Raw genomic sequence first — 10982 nt, forward strand, 5'->3', positions numbered from 1 at the left:
GCGGGCGCCGTCGAGGTAGCTACTTCTTCTTGGCTGCGTTGACCTTCGCGTACTTCGCCTGGAACTTGGCGACCCGGCCCGCGGTGTCCAGCACGCGCTGCTTGCCCGTGTAGAACGGGTGGCAGGCGGAGCAGGTCTCGACGCGGATCTCGCCGCCCTTGGCGGTGCTGCGGGTCGTGAAGGTGCTGCCGCAGGAACAGATGACCTCGGTCGCCTGGTACTGCGGGTGAATGTCGGGCTTCATGAGTCGCTCGGTCCTCTCGAATGGCGGTCGCCGGGTCGCCCTTGCTGTTCAATGGGCGTGAACCGGAACCAGTGGCCGATGTACCAGTCTGCCATGTGGTGCGGCGTACTGGACTTCCGGGGGTTGAAACGTGAGCCACCCTCGCCGCATTCCCGCTCATCAGGGCAAGATGTCGGGGTGACCAGGCTGCTGATCACCCGGGGCCTGCCGGGCTCGGGCAAGACCACCTTCGCCCGCCGGCTCCAGCCGTGGGTGGTCCGGGTGAATCGTGACGAACTCCGACGAATGTTGCACGGCCGCCCGCTCTACACTCCGTGGGCCGAGGGGCTGGTCAGCACGGTCCAGCGGGGCACGGTGGAAAGGCTGCTCGAGGCGAGGGCGGACGTGATGATCGACGACACCAACCTCGGCCGCGGCCTGGTCCGCGAGTGGGGCGCGCTGGCCCGCCGGTTCGGGGCGAAGTTCGAGATCCACGACTTCACCCGGGTGCCGCTCGAGGTGTGCATCCGCCGCGACGCGGCCCGGCCGGCGGACGAACGGGTCGGCGAGCCGGGCATCCGTACCCTGCACCGGAAGTACCTGAAATGAGCTTCCATCACCTGCCCGGCTCGGCCGGCGGCCCGGTCCAGCCCGACCTGTCGTGGTTGGACGGTGAGCTGGTGGTGACCGAGAAGCTGGACGGCGGCGAGCTGACCTTCACCCGGGACGCCGTGCACGGTCCCGGTGGCACGCCGGCCGAGGCGTGGGACCGCCCGGCGACTGCGCTGTGGACGATGATCGCGCACCGCATCCCCGACGAGTGGCGGGTCTGCGGCGAGTCGATGTGGGCGCGCCGCGGGATCGCGTACACGGACCTGCCCGGCGTCTTCATCGTCTTCGGCATCTGGGACGAAACCGGCACGCTGCTGGGCTGGGACGACACGGTGGACTGGGCGGAACGCCTGGAGCTGCCGGTGGTCCCGGTCCTCTACCGCGGCGTCGGCCTGTCCGCGGCGCGCACGATCTGGTCGCGCACCCGCGACCCGGCGGCCTCCGAGGGCTTCGTGGTGCGGAGCGCCGGCCGGATCGCCGCCGCCGACCTGCCACACAAACTTCTCTGCTGGGTACGCCCACAGTTCGCCACCGTCCCGCCCGGCGCCGCGGTCAACGAGTTCGCTTAGGGCAGGCCCTAATCCGGCGCGTGCGGGCAGTGCCTGGAGCCCTCGCGGGCCAGGGTGGCCGCCTCGTCGTCCAGATAGAACGCCGGGCGTAGGTCCAGCTCGTCGTAGTAGCGGTGGAAGACCGGGGTCACGCCGCCCGACATCGGCGGCACGATCCAGGTCCAGTCGGCCGGCACCGGGCGGCCGGCGCGTTCCTCGTTGCGTACGTGGGTCATGAACCGCTGCGACTCGGTGTGATGGTCGGCGATCTTCGCGCCGGCCTGCTCGAACGACCACAGCACGGCCCGGTTGAGCTCGACCAGCGCCCGGTCCCGCCACAGCGTGCTCTCCCGGCTGGTGTCCAGGCCCAGCCGCGCCGCCACCGTGGGCAGCAGGTCGTAGCGGTCGGTGTCGGCGAAGTTCCGTGCCCCGATCTCGGTGCCCATGTACCAGCCGTTGAACGGCGCCAGCGGGTAGTGCACGCCGCCGATGGTCAGCCGCATGTTCGAGATCGCCGGGACCGCGTGCCAGCGCAGGCCCAGCTCGGTGAACCAGTCGTACTCGGGGTGGGTGATCGGCACCTCGCGGATCGCGCGCTCGGGCAGCTCGTACAGCCGGACCCCCTCGGCCGGCGTCTCGATCGCCAGCGGCAGCACGTCGAACGCCTCGCCCTTGCCGCGCCAGCCGAATCCCTGCATCGCCGCGGTGAAGCGCGCCTGACGCGGGTCGCCGACCGGGCATCCGCCCGTCCCGGGATAACCGGCATAGCGGATCAACTGCTCATTCCACACGCGGGCGTACGGCCGGCCCGGTGCCGCCGCGGCGAAAATGCTGATCACCGGCCGGATCGCGTCGCGTCCCGCAGCCGTCAGGTGGTGCACCAGCAGCGAGAAGATGTCGTCCGCGGTGCGCGCCCGGCGCCGGTCCAGCACCACGAGACTGCGCCAGTAGAGCCGGCCGATGCACCGGCTCGCGTTGCGCCAGGCCAGTTTCGCGCCGTACGCCAGCTCCTCGGTGGTGTGCGTGTAGGTGCCCGTGGCGGCGATCTGGGCCCGGACGATGGCCAGCCGCGGCTCGACCGGTCCCAGCTTGGCGTTGTCGAGGTAGCACTGCCGCAGAAATTCCTCGGCCTCCCTCGGGTCCGCCGGGGCGGCCGGGTCCCACGGCTCGGTCGGATGGTCCCGGTACCCCGGCACCTTCATCGCTGCCTCCCCACCTCGCGTCGAACCTGGCAGCGAGGTTCGCACGACCCTGGTCGTGGCAGCTCACACACGGTGTGCGACAAAAAGGACGCGGCCCCTTCACCATGGAAGGGACCGCGTCCGGCGATTCAGCGTGCGATTACTCGCCCGGTGTCGACTTCGCGATCTGCATGAGGAACTCGATGTTCGTCCGGCTCTGCTTGAGCCGGTCGAGCAACAGGTCGAGAGCGGCCGAGGACTCCAGGGAGCTGAGCACCTTGCGGAGCTTGTGCACGATGGCCAGCTCCTCCTTGCCCAGCAGGATCTCTTCCTTACGCGTGCTGGAGGCGCTGACGTCGACGGCCGGGAAGACCCGCTTGTCGGCGATCTTGCGGTCCAGCTTGAGCTCGGCGTTACCGGTGCCCTTGAACTCCTCGAAGATGACCGTGTCCATCATCGAGCCGGTCTCCACCAGCGCGGTGGCGAGAATGGTCAGCGAGCCGCCGTTCTCGATGTTGCGCGCCGCGCCGAGGAACCGCTTCGGCGGGTAGAGCGCGGTCGAGTCGATACCACCGGACATGATCCGGCCCGAGGCCGGCGCGGCCAGGTTGTACGACCGGCCGAGCCGGGTCACCGAGTCGAGCAGCACGACCACGTCGTGGCCCAGCTCGACCAGGCGCTTGGCCCGCTCGATGGCGAGCTCGGCGACCGCGGTGTGGTCCTGCGGCGGCCGGTCGAACGTGGCCGCGATGACCTCGCCCTTGACCGTGCGCTGCATGTCGGTGACCTCTTCGGGCCGCTCGTCGACCAGCACGACCATCAGGTGGCACTCGGGGTTGTTGTGCGTGATCGCGTTGGCGATCGCCTGGAGCACCATGGTCTTACCGGCCTTGGGCGGCGACACGATCAGCGCGCGCTGCCCCTTGCCGATCGGCATGACCAGGTCGATGACCCGCGTGGTCAGGATGTGCGGCTCGGACTCGAGACGAAGCCGTTCCTGCGGGTAGAGCGGAGTCAGCTTGTAGAACTCCGGCCGCCGCCGGGCCTCGTCCGGCTCCATCCCGTTGATCGTGTCCAGCCGGACCAGCGGGTTGTACTTGTCCCGCCGCGAGTTGCCGCTGTTGTCGCCGGCGTTGTCTCGTGGCGCGGACCGGACCGCGCCGGTGACCGCGTCACCCGGGCGCAGGCCGTGCTTCTTGACCTGGGACATCGACACGTAGACGTCGTTCGGGCCGGAGAGGTAACCGGTGGTCCGGACGAAGGCGTAGTTGTCGAGCACGTCCAGGATGCCGGCCACCGGGACGAGCACCTCGTCCTCGGCGACGTGCGGCTCGCGGCCACCGCGGTCAGCGCGGTCGGTGTTTCCGCTGCCGCCACCACCGCCGCCGCCGTCGCGGTCGCCCTGGTCACGGTCGCGGCCCCGGCGCCGGTCCCGGAACCGGCTGCGCCGGCTCCGGCGGCCACCATCGCTGCCGTCGTTGTCGTCGTCGTCCGAGTCGTTGCGTCCACCGCGGTCGTTGCGCTGGTCCCGGTCGTTGCGCTCGTTGCGGTCACGGTCGGGCCGATCGCCGGCCGGCCGGTCGCCGACCGGGCGCTCGCCGCCCTGGTCGTTGCGCTCGCCGCGGTCGGGACGCTCACCCCGGTCGGGGCGCTCACCCCGGTCGGGGCGCTCACCCCGGTCGGGGCGCTCACCCCGGTCGGGGCGCTCACCCCGGTCGCCCCGGTCGGTGCGCTCGCCACGGTCACGGTCACCGCGGTTGCGGTTGCGGCCGCCGCGATCGTTGCGCTCGCGGCCCTCGGAACGCTCGCGCTGCTCGGTCTCGCCGGACGGCACGGCCTGCGTCTCGCCGGCCGGAACGCCCTGCTCGGGCGCGCTGTTCGGCTGCGGAGCGGTCGGCGCGTCGGTGATCGTCGCGGCCGGCGGGGTCGCCACGGGCGCGGTCGCGACGGCGACCGGCGGAGCGTCGGCCACCACCGGGGCCTCGGCCACCCGCGCCGTGGAGCCGCTGGAACGGCTTCGCGAGGCGCGGACCGGCTCGGCGGCGGCCGCGGGGGCGCCCCCGGCCTGACGCTCGGAGATCGCGGTGATCAGCTCGCCCTTGCGCATCCGGGCGGTGCCGGAGATGCCGAGGGACGCGGCGAGACTCTGCAACTCGGGCAGCAGCATCGCGGACAGGCCGGTGCCGCCACGGCGACGCTTCGTGGCCGTCGGAGTGCCGGCGCCGTCGTCAGCGACGTCAGAAACACCCGACGTCACGTCGGTGGTGTCGCTCAATGGATTCCTTCCGTCGAAAAAAGCCAAGTCACCCGGGTCTGCAGCCTTGGTGGCCGGGTGCCTCGGATCCCACAACCGCCAGCGGCGCGGGAGTTTGTGCAGCACGGCAGCTCGACGGTCTCCCGACCCCGACTCATGACGACGGGATAGGTCTCGGCGAGTGCACCGGTCTTCCGATCTGGGGAGCTGCTGCCCGGCGTGTGCCTTGGTGAGAGAGAAGAGAAGAGGCAAAGAACTGCCATGCTCTCGGGGGTGCGCGCCGAACCGCGGTAGATCGCCTTGCCTCGCGGCTGTGCTAGGTCCTGAGCGTAGTCAACTCGTGCGACCTGCGGCAACAGTGCTCCGCTCGGCGTGTCTAACCATACTCCCTTTCGCAAGGGCTCCGGTGCCATCCACGCCCAACGACACGGCGCGCCATTCCCGGCCCGCCCGGAAATCGCCCGGGACCTCGGTGAATGCCAGCACGGAGGGCCCCGCCCCGCTGACCGCGGCGGCCACGCCGACCGATCGCAGGCCGGCCACCAGGGAGGCCGTCCCGGGCATGGACTCGGCGCGGTACCCCTGGTGCAGGCGGTCCTCGGTGGCCGCGAGCAGCAGCGTGGGGTCGTTGGTGAGCGCGTGCACCAGGAGGGCGGAGCGACCGGCGTTGAACGCGGCGTCGGCGTGTGGCACCTCGGGCGGGAGCGCGCGGCGGGCCGAGGCCGTGTAGCCGCGTTCGGCCGGGACGAAGACGGTCGGGCGTACGCCGGGATGGGTGTCGATCGTGACGGCCCGCGCCCCGGCGCCCTCGGTCCAGGCGATCGTGAAGCCGCCCAGCAGGCACGGCGCGACGTTGTCCGGGTGGCCCTCGAGCTTGGCCGCGACCCGCAGCGCGCCGGCGTCGTCGAGCCGCGCCTCACCCCCGCTGACCAGGCCGCGGGCCAGCAGCACGCCGCCCACGATGGCGGCCGACGAGGAACCCAGGCCGCGCGCCTGCGGGATGTGGTTCACACAGCTCACGGCCAGTCCGGGTGGCCGCTCGCCCAGCTCGTCGAAGGTCGCCAGCATCGCCCGGACCACCAGGTGCCCGGCGTCGGTGGGCAGCTCGCCCGCGCCCTCGCCGGAGATCTCCACCCGGAAGCCGGCGTCGGTCACCGAGGCGCTGAGCTCGTCGTGCAGGGACAGGGCCAGGCCCAGCGCGTCGAAGCCCGGGCCGAGGTTCGCACTGGTCGCCGGGGTGCGCACATGCGCCGAACCGGCGACGAAGGTCAGGGCCACCCGATCATTGTCGCACCCACCCGATAACGTGCCTGGTCATGGCGTTCGCGTTCTCGAGTTTCGTCGTCCAGCTGCCCCTGCTCGTGGTGATGATCGTCGGTTTTGTCCTGGTCGGCTCGCGTCGTGCCCGGCTCGGTCCGCGCAGCACGACGTTCGCCTTCATCGGGCTGGCCCTGCTCACCGCCGAACTCGTCCTGACCACGATCTGGACGATGTCGTTCCCCAGCCTTGTCTCGTCGCTCGACCTCGAAGTGTCGAGTTTCGGCCTGATCAGCGCCGGCGTCGGGCTGGTGCTGACCGCGTTGACCGCGGTCGGGATCGCCCTGCTGCTCGCGGCCCTGGTCAGCCGCCCCCGCGACCCGTTTCCGCCGCACTATCAGCCGCCGGCTCAGTGAGGCTCAGTCGTCGGGTGGCGATCCGCCAGCCGACGGCGTACACCAATGTGATCAAACCGCAACCGGCCAGAATCGCCCGCTCATCGACGTGATCGACCACCGCCGCCGCCCCCAGCTGACTCACCGCGATGGCCAGCGTCGCCAGCATCATGTCGGTGGCGAAGACCCGGCCGCGCAGCCGGTCCGGCACCTCACCCTGCAACGCGTAGTTGGACAGCACCCAGTTGGTCCCGCCGGCGAAGTGCGCGACGAAGACCAGCACCAGGACCAGCCAGAACCACGGCGAGACGGCGACGCCGAGGTAGCCGAGGCCGTACAGGCTCATGGACAGGGCGAGACCGGGCAGCAACCAGCTGCGCCGGCGGAGCACCGGCGCCATGACGAGCGGGCCGACCAGCGCGCCGGCGCCGCGCACCGCGAACAGCAGGCCGGCGCCCAGCGCGCCCACCCCGAACAGCCCCGCCAGCAACGGGAAGACGGTCAGCACCCCGTTGCCCAGCCCGACCGCCGACTTGACCGTGACCAGCGCGCGGATCCTTGGCCGGGCCGCGATGTAGCGGAACGACTCGGCCAGCGCGTGCCAGGTTCGCACGTTCCCGTCGGACGTGCGCGGCGCCTGCAACGGGCGGCGGATCAGGCTGGTGGCGAGCGCCCCCAGCAGCAGGCAGACGGCGGTCACGGCGAAGCTCACGTACGGGCCGAAGAAGCTGCTCACCACGCCGCCCAGCGACGCGCCGACGATCGTCATCGTGCCCCAGGCCGAGCCGGCGATCGCGTTGGCGGCGGCCAGATCCTCGGCATCGACCACATTGGGCAGTGCGGCCGACGCGGCCGGCGAGTAGAACGCCTTGGCCACGGCGACCGCGCCCACCGCGACCAGGGCCAGCGGCGCCGTCGCGGCCGAGCGCACCAGGAACAGCAGGGCGACGGCGACGATCGCGGCCAGGTTCGCGATCATCATGATCTTGCGACGGTCGTAGCGGTCGGCGATGGTCCCCGTGTACGGCAGCAGCAGCGCGATGATGCCGGTGTCGGCGGCCAGCACCAGCGCGCCCCACACCCCGCTGCCGGTCAGCTCGGGCAGCAGCACGAGCAACGGCACCATCACGAACCAGTCGGATCCGAAGACCACCAGCTCGGCGGCGAACAACCGGCGGAAGTCGCGGTTGCGGCCCACCACCCCGAATGAGCTCACGTGACCCGACGCTACAGATCAAACCCGTTCGACGGGTACGGGCACAGCCGGTGCTCGTGACCCGGGCCCGGCCACCGTCGTGGTCCGGCTCCGCGCCCACCGCCGGGTCGTCCCGCTCCCCGGCCGATCACGCACGCCGCTTCCCAGCGGATCACGTACGCCGTTTCCGGGCCGATCACTCTCGCCAGGCCGGCCGGCCCACGGCGTCCGCCAGCCGGTCGACCTGCCGCCCGAGGTCGCGCAGTTCCTCCTCCGTCAGCCCCTCGAAGACCAGGCTGCGCATCGCCGCGACGTGCCCCGGCGCCGCCGCGCGAACCAGCTCCCATCCCTGCTCGGTGAGCACGGCGTTGGTGTAGCGGCCGTTGTGCTGACCTCAGGAGCCACATTGAGATCGGGCCGGAACATTGCCACGCTGGGCGTTACGACTGCCTCACGTGCTGACTGCGGCCGACCTCCATGACGACGATCGCGCGGTCGCCGTCGGCGAAGTCTCCTGGCTGCTCAGCGGGAGTGCCCGATATATGCGGGTACAGGGCCAGCCTGGCCGGGCCGAACCCCTGCTGCGTCGCGCTCTTGAGCTGAATGAAGGCCCTCCGGGCCCGACCATCCCGACGTTGCCATCGATCTGGTCGAACCTCGCCGGGGTGCTGGTGGATCTGGGCCGTTCGGCCGAGGCGCTACCGCTGGCCGAACGTGCCCAAGCAATCACCGATCGCCGGAGGGAACTGTCCTAGCCAGGCGTCAGCGGGCGCGCATGCGGTTGTTGCGCGGGTCGTGGGTGACTTCGGCCAGGCCGAGTTCCTCCAGCAGGGGCGGCAGGTAGTGGCCGAACCGGCCCCGGTAACCCTTGCGGAGGCCGTACCAGCCGCCGACCGGGTTGTCGGCCGAGCGCGCCCACGCCTCGACCGTGCCGTCGGCGGCCGGCTTCTGCTCGTCGGCGCCGCCCAGCGGCATCCACTCGCCGTGGGCGACGAGCATGGCGTGCAGGTCGTCGACGGCGCGCAGGTGGTAGCGGAGCTGGGTGGCGCCGACCTGGCAGACGAGGGCGGGCGGGTCGGCCTGCTCGTCGCGCCACATCTGGAACGCGCCCTTGCCGGGCGGGGTGGTCAGCTGCCAAGGGTCGTCCGGTGTGCCGGCCATCGCGGGCCTCCTCAAAGTCGGCTCTAGAAGATCATTCTGAGGTACCGGATGCGGCCCGCCACCAGGGAAATCATGAATGAGGCCGCCAGGGTGACGACGAACGCGCCGGCCAGCGCCCAGAGCGAGCGCGTGGGGACGGCCGGCTTCAGCACCTCGAGGATCAGCAGGTGGACGAGGAACACCCCGAACGCGGCGTCGGACAGGCGGCGCAACACCACGGCCACCCCCGGGCCGGGCGTGAGACGGGCGCCGAGACCGATCGCCACCAGGAAGAAGCTGATCGCCGCGACGGCCATCATCGGGCCCAGCCGGGTGATCGGCAGCAGGGCCAGGGCGCGGGGGCCGTGGACGCCGTACTGCCAGATCGGCTCGGCCACCGCCGCACACCCGACGACAGAAGCGATGACCAGGCCGACCGGACGCAGCACGACGTCACGCAGCGCCCAGCCGGCCACGAACAGACCCACGTACGGCCACCACTGGGTCCAGGCGCCGAGGTGGATCGGGCGGGGTTCGCCCAGCAGGGACGAGAGCGTGCTCAGGGCGTACACCAGCTGGGTCCAAAGAAGCGCGACCCCGGCGACGCCGAACGCGCGCCGGCGGCCGCCACCCGCGAGGAAGGCCGCGATCACCGGGGCGATCACGTAGAGGCCGGCGATCAGCCAGAGGAAGTAGAGGGCGGTGAACGTCTTCGCATCGAGGAGGCCGACGACCACCACGCGCGGGTGGAACGGCTCGCCGCGCATCCACAACCGGACCACGACCAGGTAGATCACATGCCAGACGAGCAGCGCGGGGAGGATGCGGGCGGAGCGTTTGCGGTAGAAGGCGACCGGTCCGTCGGCGTGCGCCCGTGGTGACAGGGTGAGCGCGCCGCTGATCATCACGAAGACCGGGACCACCCAGGTCAGGCCGACGTTCACGGCGACCGCCGCCTGCCGCCGCGCGGTGCCGATCAGGTCGTCGTGGGCGAGGAGCAGGCCGGACACGTGGATCATCACCACGCCGGCGATCGCGAAGACCCGGAGAGCATCGAGTTCCCACTGTCGTGGGGTGCGCGGTTGGGGTGCCACGCAGGGACCAACGATTACGCCAGGTCGAGGGCTTTCGCCGCGGCGAGCACGTCGTTCTTGATGGTGGTCGGCGAGGGCGCCGTGGAGATCGCCCACTCGGGGTCCTTGAGGCCGTGCCCGGTCACCGTGCACACCACCCGCGCGCCGGCCGGGATCAGGCCGGCCTCGCTCTGCTGCAGCAGGCCGGCGACACTGGCCGCGCTGGCCAGCTCGACGAAGACGCCGACCTCGCGGGCGAGCAGCCGGTAGGCGGTCAGGATCTCGCGGTCGGTCACCGCGTTGATCAGGCCGCCGGAAGCGTCGCGCGCGTCGAGGGCCTTGGTCCAGCTGGCCGGGTTGCCGATCCGGATCGCGGTGGCGATCGTGGACGGCTCGGGCACCACCTGGCCGTCCACGATGGGGGCGGCGCCGGCGGCCTGGAAACCGAACATGCGCGGCGTCTTCTTGATGTTGCCCGCGTCCAGTTCCTCCTGGTAGCCCATCCAGTAGGCGGAGATGTTGCCCGCGTTGCCGACCGGCAGGCAGTGGATGTCGGGCGCGTCGCCGAGCGCCTCGACGATCTCGAAGGACGCCGTCTTCTGACCGTGCAGCCGGAAGATGTTCACCGAGTTGACCAGCGAGACCGGGTAGTCCTGGGACAGCTTCGAGGCCAGCGCCAGGCAGTCGTCGAAGTTGCCGTTGACCTGGAGCAGCTTGGCCCCGTGGACCAGGGCCTGGGCCAGCTTGCCGAGCGCGATCTTGCCCTGGGGCACGAGAACCGCGCAGGTCAGACCCGCCCTGGCCGCGTACGCCGCGGCCGACGCGCTGGTGTTGCCGGTGGAGGCGCAGATGATCGCCTTGGCGCCCTCTTCCACCGCCTTGGACACGGCCATCGTCATACCGCGGTCCTTGAAGGAGCCGGTCGGGTTGGCCCCCTCGACCTTGAGGTAGACGTCAGCCCCGGTTCGCATCGACAGCACCGGCGCCGGCACCAGCGGGGTGTTCCCCTCATGCAGGGTCACCACGGGAGTGTCCGGCCCGACGGGTAACCGGTCCCGGTACGCCTCGATCAGTCCGTGCCACATCGCAGAGCCTCCTTCGTCA

At 71.2% G+C, this 10982-nt stretch carries 13 protein-coding genes; 4 read left to right on the forward strand and 9 right to left on the reverse strand.

Annotation, left to right across the window (positions count from 1 at the left end):
* Positions 1-19 precede the first annotated feature (19 nt).
* Entirely contained in the window at positions 20-244 is a 225-nt protein-coding gene (rpmE, locus tag AB0M54_RS00810; RefSeq protein ID WP_364314861.1) for a 50S ribosomal protein L31, read from the reverse strand.
* Positions 245-421: 177 nt separating this feature from the next.
* On the opposite strand from rpmE, the gene AB0M54_RS00815 reads away from it, so the two are divergent.
* Positions 422-832, forward strand: a complete 411-nt coding sequence (locus AB0M54_RS00815) for an AAA family ATPase (protein ID WP_364314859.1) — start codon at positions 422-424, stop codon at positions 830-832.
* Positions 829-1404, forward strand: coding sequence for an RNA ligase family protein (locus AB0M54_RS00820; RefSeq protein ID WP_364314857.1), 576 nt, complete (start codon positions 829-831; stop codon positions 1402-1404). The genes AB0M54_RS00815 and AB0M54_RS00820 overlap by 4 nt, the downstream gene beginning before the upstream one ends.
* A gap of 8 nt (positions 1405-1412) precedes the next feature.
* Here AB0M54_RS00820 and AB0M54_RS00825 read toward each other — a convergent pair whose 3' ends face one another.
* The 3 genes from AB0M54_RS00825 to thrB all read right to left on the reverse strand — a co-directional run bounded on the left by AB0M54_RS00825 (position 1413) and on the right by thrB (position 6096).
* Positions 1413-2585 carry a nitric oxide synthase oxygenase gene (locus tag AB0M54_RS00825; protein WP_364314854.1) on the reverse strand — a complete coding sequence of 391 codons (1173 nt, stop codon included), beginning with the start codon at positions 2583-2585 and terminating at the stop codon, positions 1413-1415.
* 139 nt (positions 2586-2724) lie between these two features.
* On the reverse strand, positions 2725-4839 hold the full coding sequence (gene rho, locus AB0M54_RS00830; protein ID WP_364468375.1) for a transcription termination factor Rho: 2115 nt from the start codon (positions 4837-4839) through the stop codon (positions 2725-2727).
* A gap of 312 nt (positions 4840-5151) precedes the next feature.
* Positions 5152-6096 (reverse strand): homoserine kinase, encoded by a 945-nt coding sequence (gene thrB, locus AB0M54_RS00835; protein ID WP_364468377.1) that lies wholly within the window; start codon positions 6094-6096, stop codon positions 5152-5154.
* 38 nt (positions 6097-6134) lie between these two features.
* Between thrB and AB0M54_RS00840 the strand changes: the two genes are divergently transcribed.
* Complete coding sequence (locus AB0M54_RS00840; protein ID WP_364314847.1) at positions 6135-6491, forward strand: hypothetical protein; 357 nt, start codon at positions 6135-6137, stop codon at positions 6489-6491.
* Here the strand turns inward: AB0M54_RS00840 and AB0M54_RS00845 are convergent.
* Both AB0M54_RS00845 and AB0M54_RS00850 read right to left on the reverse strand, forming a co-directional pair.
* Positions 6439-7686: an MFS transporter gene (locus tag AB0M54_RS00845; RefSeq protein WP_364314845.1), complete on the reverse strand. Its 1248-nt coding sequence runs from the start codon at positions 7684-7686 to the stop codon at positions 6439-6441. The two genes, AB0M54_RS00840 and AB0M54_RS00845, sit on opposite strands and share 53 nt — an antisense overlap.
* Positions 7687-7861: 175 nt before the next feature.
* Positions 7862-8029, reverse strand: coding sequence for a hypothetical protein (locus tag AB0M54_RS00850; RefSeq protein WP_364314843.1), 168 nt, complete (start codon positions 8027-8029; stop codon positions 7862-7864).
* A 91-nt stretch (positions 8030-8120) separates the two neighbouring features.
* Between AB0M54_RS00850 and AB0M54_RS00855 the strand changes: the two genes are divergently transcribed.
* Positions 8121-8420, forward strand: a complete 300-nt coding sequence (locus AB0M54_RS00855) for a tetratricopeptide repeat protein (protein WP_364468379.1) — start codon at positions 8121-8123, stop codon at positions 8418-8420.
* Positions 8421-8427: 7 nt separating this feature from the next.
* On the opposite strand, the gene AB0M54_RS00860 is transcribed toward AB0M54_RS00855, so the two are convergent.
* The 3 genes from AB0M54_RS00860 to thrC are packed head-to-tail and all read right to left on the reverse strand — an operon-like array spanning position 8428 to position 10963.
* Entirely contained in the window at positions 8428-8826 is a 399-nt protein-coding gene (locus AB0M54_RS00860) for a DUF6855 family protein (protein ID WP_364468381.1), read from the reverse strand.
* Positions 8827-8849: 23 nt separating this feature from the next.
* The gene (locus tag AB0M54_RS00865) at positions 8850-9899 is read right to left on the reverse strand and encodes an acyltransferase family protein (RefSeq protein ID WP_364468383.1); all 1050 of its coding nucleotides are present in this window, start codon (positions 9897-9899) and stop codon (positions 8850-8852) included.
* A gap of 14 nt (positions 9900-9913) precedes the next feature.
* Complete coding sequence (gene thrC / locus AB0M54_RS00870) at positions 9914-10963, reverse strand: threonine synthase (RefSeq protein WP_364468385.1); 1050 nt, start codon at positions 10961-10963, stop codon at positions 9914-9916.
* Positions 10964-10982 lie beyond the last annotated feature (19 nt).

The sequence above is a fragment of the Actinoplanes sp. NPDC051470 genome (genome assembly GCF_040682035.1).
Classification (GTDB): Bacteria; Actinomycetota; Actinomycetes; order Mycobacteriales; family Micromonosporaceae; genus Actinoplanes.